Origin of the sequence: Wolbachia endosymbiont (group A) of Clivina fossor (assembly GCF_964026865.1) — a bacterium.
In the GTDB taxonomy this organism is placed as follows: domain Bacteria; phylum Pseudomonadota; class Alphaproteobacteria; order Rickettsiales; family Anaplasmataceae; genus Wolbachia.
The window spans coordinates 956,439-974,130 of sequence record NZ_OZ034707.1; the positions used below are offsets into that span (position 1 = coordinate 956,439).

The window sequence follows — 17,692 nt, forward strand, 5'->3', positions numbered from 1 at the left end:
CGAAGAAGCTGCTTCTGCAGTTATAGCCGAACATTTCAGTGGTGTCGTAAGTCCCGTAGCATAGCATGGTTTTGAAGGTGACGGTTAAACCATTGATGGAGTCTATTCAGACTACCTCGTTTAGGAGAGTGCCTTAATTTTACCGTCCCAAGCTGAAGCGCTTCTTCAATTATAAATTATATACTAGAGGTGTAAAATGACAAAAGTAAAAAATAAGTTGGAAGTAATGAACCCTGATGCGGCAGGGATTGATGTTGGCTCAGCCGTGCATTATGTATGTGTTCCAGAAGGAAGAGATAAGCAACATATCCAAAAGTTTGGCTGTTTTACAGTGGATCTACATAACTTAGCAAAATGGTTGAAGAAATGTGAAATTAAAACAGTAGCTATGGAATCAACAGGAGTATATTGGATTCCTTTGTTTCAGATACTTGAATCATATGGATTTGAAGTAAAATTAGTGAATGCACGACATGTTAAAAACGTACCTGGTAGAAAATCTGACGTTCAAGATTGCCAATGGTTGCAGCAGTTACATAGCTATGGACTGCTCCGAGGATCATTTAGACCAGATGACCAAATTTGCGTACTGCGTAGCTACGTCAGACAACGTAATAATCTAATTAGAAGTGCAAGTACACATACTCAACGTATGCAAAAAGCATTAATTCAGATGAACATTCAGTTACATAAGGCAATTAGTGATATTAACGGTGTAACAGGTATAAGAATTATTAAAGCGATAATTGAAGGTGAAAGGAATCCTGAAAAATTAGCTGAATTTAGAAGTGTAAATATGAAGAATGATAAGGCTACTATAGCAAAAGCATTAACAGGCGATTATAGAGAAGAACACTTGTTTACACTTAAGCAAGAATATGAAGCGTATATTTTCTTCCAAGAGCAAATAAAAGAATGTGATAGAAGTATTGAAAACTATTATAAAACATTTGAAACACAATCTGATGAAAGCAAACCAGTAAGTAAAGCAAAAGGCAAGAAAAAAAATGATCCAAACTTTACTTTGCATGAAGAATTATACCGAGTTATAGGGATAGATTTTACTAAAGTTCCAGGATTCAATGTACTAAGCATACAGACCATAATCTCAGAGACTGGTATAAACCATAACAAATGGCCAACAGAAAAGCACTTTTCGTCTTGGTTAGGGCTAAGTCCAGGTAATAAAATCACTGGAGAAAAAGTGTTTAGTACGAAAACTTGTAAAGTCATAAATCGTGCTGCAAATGCCTTACGACTTGCTGCACATTGTGTATCAAAAAGTAATACCGCTCTGGGCGCACAGTGCAGGAGATGGAAAAAACGACTAGGAGCCCCAAAGGCAATTACTGCTATGGCAAGGAAATTAGCATGTATCTTTTACAGTATGCTAAAATATGGACAGGAGTACGTGGAAAGAGGAATTGATTATTATGAAAAGCTTTTTCAAGATAGAGTTATGAAAAATCTGAGTAAAAAAGCCTCTGAACTTGGCTATATACTGGTTAAGAAAGATGAATTAGTTGAGGGAGTTTCTTAGGAGTAGATGTGAATGTAGCAGATGTAAGAGGACATACAGCACTGCATCTAGCGATAACGGAGAAACGTCTAGAAACAGTTAGAGAATTGATAAAATCAGGAGGGAATGTAAATGCTGAAGAGTATGGCAATAAATGCACTCCGCTGCATCTTGCATGTATGGTAGGAGAAAAAGAAATAGTGGAGGAGCTAGTAAAAGCAGGGGCTGAAATAGAGCAAGCAGATAAATTTGGAATGACAGCGATGGATTATGCGAAAAATAGCAAAGAAATAGCCGAGGTATTAAAGAAAGAAACAGAGAAAATGGAAAGTTTGTTAAAAAAATAAGAGTCGTATCAGAAAGCGCAACAGCAGTTGGCAAAGGAAGGGCTAGACCAAATTTAAAGGCTGTAGCTGATAAAAGTTGGTCTTTTTCATAAGAGTAAATGGATTGATGGAAAAAAGGAGTGGTAAGGCTCCTTGCACTACAAGAACATTTGCAGGAGAAACTATGAGAAAAAGAACATTAACTTGCCGATACGAGCCAGATGAATTAGCGGAACAACATCTAGCAGACGCCTATGAGCTGTTACTAAGGTATGCGGTAAAAAGAAACAATGAAAAGGAGATAAAGAAAAATGATAACAGTGGCCTTATATGCAAGAGTTTCATCGAAGAGTCAAGCGCAGAACAATACAATAGAGAGTCAAATTGCCGAGCTCAAGCATAGCAACGAACCAACAAACTGTTGGTTATACCAGAAAGAAACTCCTCTCTTCATTTATACGATCTTAGTATAATCGTGACGAAGAAGCTGCTTCTGCAGTTATAGCCGAACATTTCAGTGGTGTCGTAAGTCCCGTAGCATAGCATGGTTTTGAAGGTGACGGTTAAACCATTGATGGAGTCTATTCAGACTACCTCGTTTAGGAGAGTGCCTTAATTTTACCGTCCCAAGCTGAAGCGCTTCTTCAATTATAAATTATATACTAGAGGTGTAAAATGACAAAAGTAAAAAATAAGTTGGAAGTAATGAACCCTGATGCGGCAGGGATTGATGTTGGCTCAGCCGTGCATTATGTATGTGTTCCAGAAGGAAGAGATAAGCAACATATCCAAAAGTTTGGCTGTTTTACAGTGGATCTACATAACTTAGCAAAATGGTTGAAGAAATGTGAAATTAAAACAGTAGCTATGGAATCAACAGGAGTATATTGGATTCCTTTGTTTCAGATACTTGAATCATATGGATTTGAAGTAAAATTAGTGAATGCACGACATGTTAAAAACGTACCTGGTAGAAAATCTGACGTTCAAGATTGCCAATGGTTGCAGCAGTTACATAGCTATGGACTGCTCCGAGGATCATTTAGACCAGATGACCAAATTTGCGTACTGCGTAGCTACGTCAGACAACGTAATAATCTAATTAGAAGTGCAAGTACACATACTCAACGTATGCAAAAAGCATTAATTCAGATGAACATTCAGTTACATAAGGCAATTAGTGATATTAACGGTGTAACAGGTATAAGAATTATTAAAGCGATAATTGAAGGTGAAAGGAATCCTGAAAAATTAGCTGAATTTAGAAGTGTAAATATGAAGAATGATAAGGCTACTATAGCAAAAGCATTAACAGGCGATTATAGAGAAGAACACTTGTTTACACTTAAGCAAGAATATGAAGCGTATATTTTCTTCCAAGAGCAAATAAAAGAATGTGATAGAAGTATTGAAAACTATTATAAAACATTTGAAACACAATCTGATGAAAGCAAACCAGTAAGTAAAGCAAAAGGCAAGAAAAAAAATGATCCAAACTTTACTTTGCATGAAGAATTATACCGAGTTATAGGGATAGATTTTACTAAAGTTCCAGGATTCAATGTACTAAGCATACAGACCATAATCTCAGAGACTGGTATAAACCATAACAAATGGCCAACAGAAAAGCACTTTTCGTCTTGGTTAGGGCTAAGTCCAGGTAATAAAATCACTGGAGAAAAAGTGTTTAGTACGAAAACTTGTAAAGTCATAAATCGTGCTGCAAATGCCTTACGACTTGCTGCACATTGTGTATCAAAAAGTAATACCGCTCTGGGCGCACAGTGCAGGAGATGGAAAAAACGACTAGGAGCCCCAAAGGCAATTACTGCTATGGCAAGGAAATTAGCATGTATCTTTTACAGTATGCTAAAATATGGACAGGAGTACGTGGAAAGAGGAATTGATTATTATGAAAAGCTTTTTCAAGATAGAGTTATGAAAAATCTGAGTAAAAAAGCCTCTGAACTTGGCTATATACTGGTTAAGAAAGATGAATTAGTTGAGGGAGTTTCTTAGGAGAATTGCTGCAGATAAGCATGAGTTATTGAATGAGTATGAATTTAAGGATGATGGGCTTAGTGGGTGGAGTTTAGAACGTGAAGGTTTAGATGCATTACGTGATAAAGTAGGAGAAGATCAAATTGATAAAATTTATATTCATTCACCTGACCGACTATCAAGAAAATCTGCACATCAAATGATACTACTTGATGAATTTGAAAAAGCAGGAGTAGAAGTAATATTCTTAAATCATAAGACTGAAAATAATCCAGAGTCTAAATTGTTATTGGGAATGCAAGGATTAGTGGCAGAATATGAGTGTACAAAGATTATGGAACGTAGTCGTAGGGGAAAACTCCATAGAGCAAAAAAAGGCTGTGTAAGTGTAATTGGCATTGCACCTTTTGGTTATAATCGTATAAAGCATGTAGATAGAGAAAAGACAAAGTTTGAAATAAATGAAGAGGAAGCAAAAATAGTAAAGCAGATATTCATGTGGGTAGGGCAAGAGAGAATAAGTATAAGGGAAGTGATACGTAGACTAAGAGATAAGTCAATTAGAACAAGAACTGGAAAGAAGGTGTGGTGTCCAATAATAATTTGGAAGGTATTAAGAAATCCAGCATATAAAGGACAAGCAGCGTTTGGTAAATTAAAGAGGGTTGAAAGAAGAGAAAGAAATAAACAAAAGGTTTCTATCTGTCGCACAGATGAGGACAGCTGGATTTATATACCAGTACCAAAAATAGTTGATGAAGGGTTATTTAATAAAGTACAAAAGCAACTGGATGAAAATAGAAAAAGAGCAAGGATGCAGAGAGAGGGAGGAAAAAAGAAATATCTATTACAAGGTCTAGTTGTGTGTCAAAACTGTGGATATGCGTATAGTGGTGCACAATGTGGAGTTGAGGGAAAAAAGTTTAGCTATTATCGCTGTAGTAGTACTATACGTATTACTGATGGTAGGGAGAAGTGTACTAATAAATTGGTCCGTACAGATATGTTAGAAACAGCTATATGGGAAAAGGTGAAAAATTTACTAAAAAACCCAGAGATAATAAAAAATGAGTATCACCGTAGAATTGCAGAAAATAAAAATGATGAATCATCAGATAAGAAGTTTGCAAGAAGGGAAAATCAAATAAAACAAGGCATCGAAAAGTTAATGGAAGACTATTATAGTCAAGAAAATGTAGGAGATAAAGGATATATAAGTGAGGAAGAATTTAAACAGACGATGAAAAGAATGAGGGAACGCTTAAGAGGGATAGAAGAAGAGAAGAAAAAGGTAGTTGATCAAAAAGCAATAGAGAAGGGAATGAACCTTATCATCAACAGTATAAAGAGTCTTTATTCCAGTGTAAAATCTAATTTGGAACAGCTAGATTGGCAAACTAAGCGTGGCATCATTAAAGCATTAGTAGAACGAATTCAGATTGGTTATGACCAGGTAGAAGTGGCGTTTAGAATCGAAGAACCAGCACAGGATGGAGAGATTTTTAATTTGCAACATTGTACTGGACGTCATGAAAATGAAGGTATTCAGTTATCTTCATCTGTGCAGATTAAACAGCAAGAAAACAACGTAGTTGGCGTCTTATTTTTAATTTTTTGCACTATGTGCACCTTATGTCTTCACAACATTTCTAGGTTTTTACCTATATAAGCTGAAACGCGCTTATAAGTCGTTTAAGACAGTATAGTACGCCAATTTGCAGGATTAGGGAGTGAACACTAATTACCACGGGGTTTCTTTTGCCTTTTTTTCTGCTTAGTAAATTTCTTAAACATTTAAACAAAGGTGAGTTGCATTTAAAAGCAGCTAAATTGCAGTGTTTAAGACTTAAAAAACGCCAAATACTGAAAATAGACAATGACTAGGGCTTCTTTTGCCTTTTTTTTCGCTTGGTAAATTTCTTAAACATTTATAGCTAAACGACAACCGTCATCCCGCAGCGGGATCTCTTGTTAGCGGCTGAGATACCGCGAATGAATCGCGGTATGACGGTTAAGTAGGGTGTCATCCCAGTCTGGAATCTAGTCTTGATTATGCAGCCACTTATTTAAAGTTAAGTTTCCTGGATCCAAGTAGTCTGGGCACTGGGATGACGAGAAAGGAGCACTGGGATGACAGAAGAAGGAGGCTACTTACATGACATCATTCTTTTTCCTGGATCCAAGTAGTCTGGGCACTGGGATGACATCATAGAGGCGCTGGCCCTGACAATCGTCATCCCGCTGCTTGTTAGCGGGATCTAGAGATACCGCGGCGGTATGACGGTTAAGTAGGGTGTCATTCCAGTGCTTGACACAGTTGTCTAAGTGAGGAAAGTCACCAGTGGTTATATTATTGCTATATTTCTCACTTACCCAACAAACTTAGATTTTACACTAAACTGTGCTGCCACTAACTTTGCAACCGGTACTCTATAGGGTGAGCATGAAACATAATCCACCCCTGATTCGATGAGAAACTCTATAGATTTTGGATCTGCTCCATGCTCTCCACATATACCTAGTTTTATTTCTTTTCGGGTTTTTTTGCCTCTTTCAATGGCTATCTTGATTAACTCCCCTACCCCTTCGATGTCCAGCACTTCAAATGGATCATTGTCAAATATATTGCTTTCCTTATAAGAATCGAGGAAATTAACTGAATCATCTCTTGAAAGTCCCATGGTTGTTTGCGTTAAATCATTAGTGCCAAAACTAAAAAACTCTGCATGTTTTGCTAACTTATCAGCAATCAGTGCTGCTCTTGGTAGTTCTATCATCGTCCCAATTGAATAAGCCTTGTCTGATGTCATTCCAGCGCGTGACGCTGGAATCTGCGTCTGGATTCCAGCTGAGATGACAGAGGATTCTTTCTTTGCTAGCTCGCATATCAGAATAAATTCTTTCTCATTCATTATAAAAGGGATCATGATCTCAGGCTTGATTTCTACACTTTTTTCCTTTTTTAGCTCATTTGCAGCACTAAGTATTGCCCTAATCTGCATGCTATATATTTCAGGATGAGAAATGGCAAGTCTACAACCTCGATGGCCAAGCATTGGGTTCTTTTCTGACAACTGTGCTATTTTATTTTTTACTGATTCAACTGACTTACTAAGTGATTTGGCGATTTTTTCTATAGTAGACTGATTATTGGGTAAAAATTCATGTAAGGGTGGATCAAGCAACCGTATAGTGACTTCCCTACCCTCCATAATAGAAAATATTTCTTTGAAATCAGACTTTTGCATTTCTTCCAGTTTAATGAGCGCATTTGCCCTTTCATTTTCATCGTCAGCTATTATCAACTTTTGAATGAATTCGATTCTATCACTAGCGAAAAACATATGTTCTGTGCGACATAAGCCTATACCTTCTGCACCGAATTCTTTTGCAATTTTTGCATCTTTTGGAGTATCAGCGTTCGCTTTCACTTTGACCGTTTTGATTTCATCTATCCAGTTGATTATCGTTTTGAATTCTTGCGATAATTCAGGTGAAATTGTAGGAAGAATGCCAAGCATAACCTCCCCTGTTCCTCCGTTGATGGTAATTGGTTCACCTTTATTTACTTTTGTATCCCCCACAGAAAAGAAAGTTCCATCTTTATCGATATAAAGTCCACTTACACTGCAAATGCATGGCTTACCCATTCCACGGGTTACAACAGCAGCATGCGAGGTCATCCCTCCCCGTGCTGTTACTATGCCACTTGCAGCATTCATTCCATTAATATCTTCAGGACTCGTTTCTAACCTTACTAAAATCACTTTTTTACCCTGCTCTGCAGCTTTTTCAGCATCACTTGCACTAAACACTACATATCCAGAAGCAACCCCTGGAGAAGCCGGCAGTCCCTTCCCTATTACTTTTTGGTCACTCTTAACGTCAAGAACTGGATGCAATAAATTGTCAAAAGTTTTTGGATCAATTCTCAATATTCCTTCTTCTTTTGTAATCGTTCCTTCGTTTACCATATCAACTATTATGCGAATAGCAGCTTCAGCCGTGCGCTTGCCAGACCTAGTCTGCAAAATCCATAACTTACCGTCCTGCACAGTAAATTCGATATCCTGCATGTCTTTATAATGCCTTTCAAGTTTTTCACATACCACACATAATTCTCGGTAGACACTTGGCAGCAACTTCTCCATGGTGTTTTCTTGCTCTCCGTCAATTGGCATAGGAGTATAAACACCAGAAACCACATCCTCACCCTGAGCATTAACCAAAAACTCACCAAAAAGCTTTTTTTCTCCAGTTGAAGGATTTCGTGTAAATATCACACCAGTTGCAGAATTATCATTTAAATTACCGAAAACCATTGCTTGCACGTTGACCGCTGTTCCAAGGTTTTCAGGAATGTTATGTATTCTTCTATAGGAAACAGCCCTATCATTTTTCCAAGAGGTAAATACTGCATTAACTGAGTTTAACAATTGCTCTTCAACGTTCTGCGAAAAATGTTTCTCAGTTTTTTCATATACTATCCTTTTGAAATTGTTAACAATTCTCTTTAAAACATCAACATCAAGATCAGCTAAGCTTTTTGCTCCACTCTTTTGCTGCTTATTATCAACAATATCTTGAAATAGGTGATGGTCAAGCTGTAGTACAACATTGGAGTACATCATGATGAAACGGCAGTAGCTATCATAGGCAAAACGTTCTCCACTTTTTTTTGCAAGCCCAATAACTGTTTCATCATTTAAACCAACATTTAAAATAGTATCAAGCATGCCCGGCATTGAACTAACACTACCAGAGCGTATTGAAACTAATAAGGGGTTATTTAAATCCCCGAATTTACAACCGATGTCATTTTCGAGCATCGCCATGTAGTTTTTAATCTCGTTACGTAGGTCGTTAGACAATTCATTATCCTGACAGTAGGCCTGACAAACAGAGGTGGAAATTGTGAAACCAGGTGGAACAGGAATGCCAACATTGCACATTTCTGCTAAATTTGCTCCCTTTCCTCCCAGCAGATTTTTCATTTCTGCATTGCCTTCGCATTTACCCTGGCTAAAGTAATGTATTAACTTTTCCCCCATCATTTTCTCCGGATTTTCACTGATAAACACATTGTACATATAGTTCCAATAAACCTGTGAGGACTTGAAACCTTAGGATAATAAATTTTACAAAATTTGGCAACAACGTTCCTTCTGGCAACATCAGTAAAGTTAACAAAAAAGATGACAAATTATTATCAATAAGAATATATAATATAAAGATATATTTAAAAATTTTTTTATGGCTCTTTCTAAGTTTTTCAACCCTAAGAATAATGGTGTGCTGCAGTAACAAACAAAGTAATGTTTGTTTTATTGAAGATGAAGGAAGGCCCTTCGAAATCGGGTTTCAGGAGCAACCACCCTAAGTGGCTCTATTTAAGAGATAGGGTTAATTTCTCTATGAGCAGCTACAATTTAAAGACCTTGCTTCATCAATGTAATGGAACAAAACCTTTTTAGTAAGTTCAAAACCTTCTAAGGTATCTCCTTCGCATCTTGCTGTAATGCAGTTTTGTGTATTTGATGCTCTAAGGAGCCACCAACCTTTATTATCGTTATCATTTACCTTAACACCGTCAAGATCTGAAAATACAATATTTTGCTGCTCTAGTGTTTTCTTTATTGATTCAATGATTTGAAATTTTTTCTCATCTTTAACTACAATCTTTACTTCATGAGTGATATATAACTTCGGTAAATCCTCAATCACCTGAGATAGGCTTTGGTTTTTCTTAAGCAAAATGTCAACTGCTTTAACAGCAGAATATAGCCCATCATCAAAACCTAGCTCAGAAAAGAAGAAGTGCCCGCTTAACTCACCAGCAAACTTTGCCTCTTCCTCTACCATCTTCTTCTTAACTAGTGAATGTCCAGTAGCGCAGGTAATAACTTGCCCTCCTAACTTACTAACAAAATCATGCACCTTCATACTCATTTTTACGTTGGCAATAACTTTGCTTTCTGGATATTCCTCCAGCACTTCACGTGCAAAAATTATAAATAAATGGTCATTGGAAACAACGTTGCCTTTATTATCAATTAAGCGCACCCTATCGCTATCGCCATCTAGCGCAATGCCAAGATCACATCCATATTCCTTCACAATGTCAATTAATTGAGCGAGATTTTTTTCCTCTATGGGATCTGGATCATGCAGTGGAAATGCCCCATCTATAGAGTTATTGGTTACGATATGCGTATGACCAGGCAAGATCTTTTCAATACACCTTATAATTCCACTTACTGGACTATTTCCACAATCCCAGGCTATTTTTAATTTCTGTGTAGTATTATTCTTCACTGCACCTTTTAATATGCGAATGTACTCACTATATATATTTATGTTAATTAAGCTTCCAATTCTTGTACTGTTTTTAATTGGACTGCTTATAATTTCCTTTATCTCTTGATCTGAGAAGACTTTTTTATTACTAAAAAATTTAAAGCCATTATATTCGCTGGGGTTATGAGAGGCAGTTATTATGATACCAAGATCCGCCTGCGTGATTTGCGTTGCAGCGTAGAGCATAGGTGACGAGCATAGTCCAACACGTATAACATTTGCTCCAGATAAAGTTAAGCCCCTAATTAATTCTCTTTCTATACCTGGTGAATCTATTCTGCTGTCGTAGCCGACACAAACACTAGCTACGGTTTGGCCAAACTTTCTACCTATCTCGTACCCATCATTAATCTGCAAATCTTTGCCTACTATACCTCTAATATCGTATTTTCTTATAATGCTATTGTCCATACTGCACTGCTTAAGGAGTAACTACTATATAGCATAGTGGACAAGTGCTCAAGTTTATTTACTCAACGATTAGTTGATTTTTTAAAAAAATCTGTTAATATTATAGTATACTTTTTAAAGATGCAAAATTATGCCACAGGAAAACGAAAATGTATTTATAGCTGAGAATCAAAGTCTCAATGTAGATGAACAGAAGAAAAATGATATTCTAAGTGTCATTGAATCTTGCAACGATCTTCAGGATTTTATTAAAAGACTGGAGGAAGAAAATTTAATCTGGTACTTTATTGGTCCTTTACGCAAAGATGAGGACATTACAGGACAGATAAATTTAAAGTGGGAAAAGGAGTTCCAAAAATTTGAGCAATCAATAAACACAATGCATAAAGAACTTAAGTCGTCTCTGCCTGGTCAAAATTTCTTAGCGTATTCAACAAAAGATAACGACTTCAAAATTAGATTTGAAAATGAAGAAAAACCAATAGAAATTAGCAATATTTTAAGAGCCAGCAGAGAAGGTAAGGTTTATAACATATCTTTAGAGAAAGATAGTCAAATAACTGCGACCAAAAAAGGCAGCGAAAGGCACTATGATTTTACTGGTTCAAGCTCATGTGAAATGACCATTAACTGGCAGGCTAAAGATTCTGAAGGTAACAGCATAGACTGTAGCATGATCGTAAAATTGGATTCTAGTGGTATACAAAGTGTCATTGGTGAGCCAAAGTTTGGTGATTTAAAGTTCACACCAGAGGAAACAAAAGATAAAATATTAAAATTAGTTGAGCAGAATAAAGAAGTTTTTATCAATGGAAAAACTCTGCATCAAACTTTTACTGACATGTCCAGGAGTGTAGACGATCAGCAAGTACCAGCAGAGGAAATATTTACAAAAGATCCACATATATCACCACAGTCACCTACACCAAGCAGCAGTGGGTATTCCTCTCCTAGCACACCTTCTTCACGTAGAAGTTCTTTCTCTAGTGTTAGTGAATTTAGTGATGAAGATGAAATATTTGAGGATGATATGTCTAGTGATGAAGAAGAGCATGAACAAGAAGGAGCAAAAGGTGAAGTAGACGAAATTGAGGAATTAGAGAAAGAAAAAGAAACATTTGCTAAATATTTTGCAGCGCAGGCAAAGCAGCTTGAGGATCTAAGATTAGAACGTGACTTCTTGAGAGATGAAGTTAATGAACAACGGCAAGTTATATCTGAAAAAAATCAAAGAATAAAGGAACAAGGTACTTTAATTGAGTCGCTTATGAGTAAAGAGCAATTAAAGAATCAAGAGTTAGTTAAGGAATTAAATCAACTGTACAAAGAAAAAGAAGATTTAGAAATGGCAATTCAGCAATCTGGTATAGGTAAAAAGTCTCTTGCAGATGAGATAGAAGAAGTGGAGAAAAATGAGAAAATAGAGAGTTTGAGAAAAGAAATTAAGCAGAAGGATGAAAAGATACAGCAGATAGTAAGAGAGAGCCAGAAATTAGAAGGAAAGCTTCAAGATTTAAGGGCAAAGTATTCGGAAGTAAAAAACGAAGATAGTGAGTATATTGAAAATTTAACCCGTAAACTAAAACAAGCTGAGATTGAATTTATCGATAATAAAGATAAGCTGACTGAGCAAATAGAAAAATTGGCAGAAGAAAAGGAAAATTTATTTAGACAATTAAGAGCAAAAAGTACAGATTCAACATCGTTCAGAAAGCAACAATCAGAAATAGATAAGCTTAAACAACAGCTTAAGGAAAAGGAAGGGATGTTAACGTGTACACAGGAAGAGCTGGCATCTGTCAAAGAGAGTCTAGAGCAACTGCAGAACATATTACAGCAGGAAAAAGGTCAGGCAACTCAAACTGAAGTTGAATATGAAAGTAGAGGAACAAGCATGCAGCAGCAAGACCAAGGTACACAAGCTGTAAACAACAACTCAAGCAGAATAGCTAGTGGGTTAAGACAAGAAAACAAAAAATTGACTAGAGACAAACTAACTATATCTGAACAATTAAAACAAAAAATAAGAGAGATTGACGAGTTAAAGAAAAATTTAAAGCAATTACAAGAAGAAAATAAACAACTAAAACAAGAAGTTACTAAAAATGCAGGAGTTGATACACCATCTTCAACAGGTCAAAAAGAAGCTAAAGAAGCAGAAGTTATACCGCAAAACATTATGGATTGGCCTGTTCCAATTCCAGACGATAAACCGGAAGAGCAGAAAACTCCATTAGAGCCAATCAAGGTAAATACAGAATTATCAGATCCAAAATCAATCCCCGCTGAGGATCCAGAAAAATCTCCTCCTCTTTCAAAAGGATGAGTTTTGCTTCTATTGTTAACTATAGCTAATACCAATTCTCAATAATAATGAGACAAATGAAAAAGAGTGCTTTCCGCCTATAACTGGAGGTTTAAGTGAATTTATCGTATATTCTATTTGTCTTCCCAATAACGAAGTTTGGTATAAGACGTCATACCGCCACGGCGCTAACGAGTAGCGGAATGACGAGGTTATCGTCATTCCGCCGCGAACCGTCACACTGCCGCAGTATCTCACATAGATCCCGCTAACACGTAGCGGGATGACGAGATGCCACCGCGAACCGTCATTCCGCCGCAGACCGTCATACCGCCGCGGCGCTAACACGTAGCAGGATGACGATTGTCAAGGTGTCATCCGAGTAGCTTGACTACTTGGATCCAGAAAACTTAACTTTAAATAAGTGGCTGCATAATAAAGACTAGATTCCAGCGTCACGCGCTGGAATGACACCATTTTCGGTCTCTTAAATTGCTTTAGCTACAAACATTAAGAAATTTACCAAGCAGAAAAAAAAGGCAAAAGAAGCCCCGTGGTGCGAGTTTTGACTCTATATTACTGTAAGTGGCGCTGTAATAATGTGCTAACGCTTAAAATAAGCGCGATTTGGCTGAATGTAGAAAAAATAAAAAAGACATGCAGCCGCTATAATTTTATGTAATCCGCCAATAAATACCCTGAGTTTTTTACTGAATTTTGTCATTGAGCCTGCAGGTCAAAAACAAGTTTTGAGTCATAAATACCCTTATTGTCATAATAAGGGGGCTGGCGGAGTTTGTCAAGCAAGTTTTTTCGTTTCTATGGGTTAGTTGGTACGCGCTTTGCCTTTTAACAGATGTAAAAGCACAATTATTACGAACAACATTCCACCAATAACTGATATAGCTCCACCCGCAATAAAACAAGCACGTGCCAACATTGATGAAATACTTGGCAGATCTGCAACTTTTCTTAAGGCACCATATCCACCAAGCCATACAAGTCCAGTAATATGGAGAAAATGCCCCACACTGTACGCATAAATCTGTAATCTTACCATGGAACTTTTTACCTTTTTAAAGTTTAATTTAGGTAACAGCCAATAAATGAAATTCATAAAAGCTATAGTGATCCCAACTACAGAACCATGATAATGAGCGGGAATGGTGACATTTCCTTCAATAGTCAGCACTCCAAGCACATCTCCATAAATGAACAATAAAAATGAATGTAATAAATAGTTGCTTTTATCATTAGTAAAAGTCCTGATGTTGCAGCACACTAATATTATCAAAAAGCACGGCAAAACTGCTCCAGCAATTCTCATATGCCAAGTAAAAAACTGTATTAACTTGGCGCTATCAATTGGATAAACAAAATATATAAACGATGCACCCATAGCCAAAATTGTGTTTATAAATAGTGGTAAAATAGTAATTTTATTGCTTGAAGCTAAACTAGCATCGCTTAACATTATTAAATAGACTAAAAACATTCCTTGAGTAAAAGCAAACTGCAATAAATGTCCGCCTCCCCAAAAGAGATATTCGTAAAACAAATTCTTATCTGAGTGATATAGACCTGGAGGCATATTTTGATATGCTAAAACAAAGCAAAGAAATGACGAAACAAGTGTAATAACCAGCCCAACTTGCCCCACAGAGAGAAATGAAACCTCTTTTTTTGATGTGTATGTTAGCATTGCATTTACTAATATACTGGTGGTAAACAAACCAAGACCAAATAAGAATAATTTGTTTTGTAACACGGGAATATAGTTACTTTTGATAACTTCAGTGTTTGGAACGAATGCGGATATAAACATCAGCAGCATCGAAAGGGTTGATAGAACCCATGAAAAGTTAAACCAATTATTGGTATTTTGTAGGTTTATAATAAAAAGCAGAGATATTATAGAGCACATCCACACCAAAATTGACAAATTCACGTGTATCACCAGCGCATTATCAAAGATATATTGTGCAGAAGGAACGAGAGAGGAGATAAAAGGCAATCGTAAAAAAATAACAATTATTGACAACAATCCAGAGCAAGCAAGGGCACATACTGCTAAGAATATCCACTGTTTGCAAAGTGTAGCGTTATTTTGTATGTTGAGCACGGTCATTTTCTCTTTTTATTTTTGATTGATAAAGTATTATAATATAAAGCGCTATAAATTTTTCAAATTAATTGGCATTGATGAATAATATCACAGCAAAGCAGGTCATATCCTTATGGAATGCACAAGTTAGTGGATTTTTGCCGGACAAAAGAGAAATGGAGATTGTATAATATCTTCTTAATCTAATGCTTCAATGTTTCCGACATAGGAAAAGTATCATCTTTATTTTCTATAGAGGAAGGCACACTATTTTGATTATCACTATCAATTGGAGTAGTAGGGTGCATTAAAGCAACTTTCATAACTTCATCAATATTCTTAGCAAAAACTACGTTGATCCCCTCTTTGATGCTTGCAGGAATCTCTTGCATATCTTTCTCATTTTCACTTGGTATAATCACAGTTTTGATTGATCCTCTGAGCGCTGCAAGTAACTTTTCTCTCAAGCCCCCAATAGCTAAAACTCTACCACGCAATGTCACTTCGCCTGTCATAGCAACATTTTTGTTAACTGGTATATTTGTCATAAGAGAAACAATAGACGTACATACCGCGCCGCCAGCAGAAGGGCCATCTTTTGGTACCGCACCCTCAGGTACATGCAAATGTATATCATTATTTTGGAATTTTTCGGGCTTTATACCAAAAAACAAACAATTTGATCGAATATAACTATACGCAGCTTTTATAGATTCTTGCATAACCTCTCCAAGCTTTCCTGTGTATTTTATTTCTCCCTTGCCCGGAATTAGGACTGATTCTATCATCAAAATATCACCACCTGTTTCAGTATAGGCAAGCCCAGTTACTACTCCCACTAAACTCTCATTTTCTGCAATACCAAAGGTATATTTACGTACCCCTAAATAATCTTGTAAATTGTCAACCCCTACGGATATTTTCTTATTTTTATCAGTCAATATTTCTTTAACTGCCTTTCTCATGAGCTTTGCAAGCTCCCTTTCCATACTCCGCACACCACTTTCACGTGTATATAAACGTATCAACTTGTATAACGCCTCATTAGTTATGTCCCATTCCTTCTGATACAAACCATGCTCCTTCTTTAACTTCGGAATAAGGTGGTGTGTAGCAATACTGATTTTTTCATCTTCAGTATACCCGGACAATTGTATAATTTCCATCCTATCACGCAAAGGATGTGGCAAATTTAAGCTGTTTGCCGTAGCTACAAACATTACACTTGAAAGATCAAACTCAACTTCCAAGTAATGATCCGTAAAGTGTTTATTGTGCTCAGTATCTAAAACCTCAAGTAATGCAGATGCAGGATCGCCACGCGAATCAGAACCCATCTTATCTATTTCATCAAGCAGAAAAAGCGGGTTGCATGAATTAGCTTTTTTCATATGTTGAATAATTTTACCAGGCATTGAGCCAATATAAGTTTTCCTATGCCCTCGTATCTCGGACTCATCACGCACACCACCAAGAGCTATGCGAACAAAATCTCTTCCTACTGCTCCTGCCATAGACTTAGCTAAAGAAGTTTTACCAACACCTGGCGGTCCAACCAAGCAAAGTATAGGACCTTTTATCTCTTTTACTCTTTTTAATACTGCTAAAAATTCTATTATCCTATCTTTTACTTTCTCTATGCCATAATGATTTTCATCTAAGATTTTCTTAGCTGCATTTAAGTTAATTTTTGCATCTTTGTACTTTCCCCACGGCAAATCAAGTAACCAATGCAAGTAACTAGATATAACTGTAGCTTCAGGAGAAATGGGATTCATTTTCTTGTATCTCTTCAAATCAGTTATAGCTTTCTCTCTTACTTCCTGAGAAAGCTTTGTTTCATTTATCTTTTTTTCAAATTCATTGAGTATATTCCCTTCATCACCATTCTCAAATTCGTCTAATTCTTTCTGTATAGCTTTCAATTGCTCGTTAAGGTAGTAAACTTTCTGAGTGCTTTCAACTTGCGATTTAATTGTCTTATATAAACGGTTTTGTGCGTTCAAAATACTTATTTCTCCCTCAATAAAAGCAAAAGCTTTTTTTAAACGCTCTTCTGGGTCATAAGCCTCAAGTATGCTTTGTTTATCCGATACTTTTATATTTAAATGTGAAGCTACCGTGTCTACAAGTTGATCAACTTCTTTGATTTGATCAATGGGGTTAATGGCAACTTCAGGCTGATTTTTCTTGTTTAGCTTACACCAGCTATCGAACGCGTCTATAACAGATCGCCTTAAAGCTTCTAAATCAATATTGTCTTCATCTTCTTTATAATGATTGTCTAACTCTACCCTGGCTTGTAATAAAGTATGAGAGCTAATATATTCTACAACTCTTCCCCTTCTTATCCCCCGGATTATAACTTTTACTGCATTGTCAGGCAATTTTATTAATGGTTGTATAATGTTTGCTAACACACCTACTTCATAAAGATCTTCTGGCTCCGGATTATCAACAGAGCCATCTTTCTGTGCTACAAGAAAAATCTCATTTTGGTGACTACTACTACTTGTTGCATATTCTAGTGCATTAACAGATTTTTCTCTGCCTATGAATAAAGGCACCATTATATTTGGAAAAATTACTACATCTCTTAAAGGTAATACTGGCAATGCAGTAAAACTAGAGCTCACAGCACGTTCAATGTTCATAATATATGCCTCAAA

Annotated in this window: 10 protein-coding genes and 1 pseudogene; 6 read left to right on the top strand and 5 right to left on the bottom strand. The window is 36.5% G+C overall.

The genetic code is table 11. The features are described from left to right. Window positions 1-196: 196 nt before the first annotated feature. The 5 genes and pseudogenes from AAGD99_RS04920 (at window position 197) to AAGD99_RS04940 (ending at window position 5,515) form a co-directional block, all read left to right on the top strand. Window positions 197-1,540, top strand: a complete 1,344-nt coding sequence (locus AAGD99_RS04920; protein WP_341822755.1) for an IS110 family transposase — start codon at window positions 197-199, stop codon at window positions 1,538-1,540. Beyond that, window positions 1,540-1,866 (top strand): annotated as a pseudogene (locus tag AAGD99_RS04925) (ankyrin repeat domain-containing protein); the annotation flags it as partial. The gene AAGD99_RS04920 and the pseudogene AAGD99_RS04925, both read left to right, overlap by 1 nt. Before the next feature lie 106 nt (window positions 1,867-1,972). Beyond that, window positions 1,973-2,248 (top strand): hypothetical protein, encoded by a 276-nt coding sequence (locus AAGD99_RS04930; RefSeq protein WP_341822754.1) that lies wholly within the window; start codon window positions 1,973-1,975, stop codon window positions 2,246-2,248. A gap of 272 nt (window positions 2,249-2,520) precedes the next feature. Further along, window positions 2,521-3,864: an IS110 family transposase gene (locus AAGD99_RS04935; protein WP_341822755.1), complete on the top strand. Its 1,344-nt coding sequence runs from the start codon at window positions 2,521-2,523 to the stop codon at window positions 3,862-3,864. Further along, window positions 3,848-5,515, top strand: coding sequence for a recombinase family protein (locus AAGD99_RS04940; protein WP_341822756.1), 1,668 nt, complete (start codon window positions 3,848-3,850; stop codon window positions 5,513-5,515). The genes AAGD99_RS04935 and AAGD99_RS04940 overlap by 17 nt, the downstream gene beginning before the upstream one ends. 700 nt (window positions 5,516-6,215) lie before the next feature. Here the strand turns inward: AAGD99_RS04940 and ppdK are convergent. Together ppdK and AAGD99_RS04950 are read right to left on the bottom strand one after the other, a co-directional pair. Beyond that, window positions 6,216-8,897, bottom strand: coding sequence for a pyruvate, phosphate dikinase (gene ppdK, locus AAGD99_RS04945; protein ID WP_341823213.1), 2,682 nt, complete (start codon window positions 8,895-8,897; stop codon window positions 6,216-6,218). 361 nt (window positions 8,898-9,258) lie between these two features. Continuing rightward, window positions 9,259-10,614, bottom strand: coding sequence for a phosphomannomutase/phosphoglucomutase (locus AAGD99_RS04950; protein WP_341822757.1), 1,356 nt, complete (start codon window positions 10,612-10,614; stop codon window positions 9,259-9,261). Between the two features lie 130 nt (window positions 10,615-10,744). Here AAGD99_RS04950 and AAGD99_RS04955 point away from each other — a divergent pair, with 130 nt between their 5' ends. Continuing rightward, window positions 10,745-12,940 carry a hypothetical protein gene (locus tag AAGD99_RS04955; RefSeq protein ID WP_341822758.1) on the top strand — a complete coding sequence of 732 codons (2,196 nt, stop codon included), beginning with the start codon at window positions 10,745-10,747 and terminating at the stop codon, window positions 12,938-12,940. A 15-nt stretch (window positions 12,941-12,955) separates the two neighbouring features. Here AAGD99_RS04955 and AAGD99_RS04960 read toward each other — a convergent pair whose 3' ends face one another. The 3 genes from AAGD99_RS04960 to lon form a co-directional block, all read right to left on the bottom strand. After that, window positions 12,956-13,141, bottom strand: a complete 186-nt coding sequence (locus AAGD99_RS04960) for a hypothetical protein (RefSeq protein WP_341822759.1) — start codon at window positions 13,139-13,141, stop codon at window positions 12,956-12,958. A gap of 604 nt (window positions 13,142-13,745) precedes the next feature. Next, window positions 13,746-15,041 carry a cbb3-type cytochrome c oxidase subunit I gene (locus tag AAGD99_RS04965; protein WP_341822760.1) on the bottom strand — a complete coding sequence of 432 codons (1,296 nt, stop codon included), beginning with the start codon at window positions 15,039-15,041 and terminating at the stop codon, window positions 13,746-13,748. Window positions 15,042-15,226: 185 nt separating this feature from the next. Further along, the gene (lon, locus tag AAGD99_RS04970; RefSeq protein ID WP_341822761.1) at window positions 15,227-17,677 is read right to left on the bottom strand and encodes an endopeptidase La; all 2,451 of its coding nucleotides are present in this window, start codon (window positions 17,675-17,677) and stop codon (window positions 15,227-15,229) included. Window positions 17,678-17,692: the final 15 nt, after the last annotated feature.

What these genes read in the sequence shown, in the direction of transcription:
- lon (WP_341822761.1), bottom strand. Translation starts at nt 17,677, where the DNA reads ATGAACATTGAACGTGCTGTGAGCTCTAGTTTTACTGCATTGCCAGTA.
- AAGD99_RS04935 (WP_341822755.1), top strand. Translation starts at nt 2,521, where the DNA reads ATGACAAAAGTAAAAAATAAGTTGGAAGTAATGAACCCTGATGCGGCA.
- ppdK (WP_341823213.1), bottom strand. Translation starts at nt 8,897, where the DNA reads ATGGGGGAAAAGTTAATACATTACTTTAGCCAGGGTAAATGCGAAGGC.
- AAGD99_RS04930 (WP_341822754.1), top strand. Translation starts at nt 1,973, where the DNA reads ATGGAAAAAAGGAGTGGTAAGGCTCCTTGCACTACAAGAACATTTGCA.
- AAGD99_RS04955 (WP_341822758.1), top strand. Translation starts at nt 10,745, where the DNA reads ATGCCACAGGAAAACGAAAATGTATTTATAGCTGAGAATCAAAGTCTC.
- AAGD99_RS04950 (WP_341822757.1), bottom strand. Translation starts at nt 10,614, where the DNA reads ATGGACAATAGCATTATAAGAAAATACGATATTAGAGGTATAGTAGGC.
- AAGD99_RS04960 (WP_341822759.1), bottom strand. Translation starts at nt 13,141, where the DNA reads ATGACGATAACCTCGTCATTCCGCTACTCGTTAGCGCCGTGGCGGTAT.
- AAGD99_RS04920 (WP_341822755.1), top strand. Translation starts at nt 197, where the DNA reads ATGACAAAAGTAAAAAATAAGTTGGAAGTAATGAACCCTGATGCGGCA.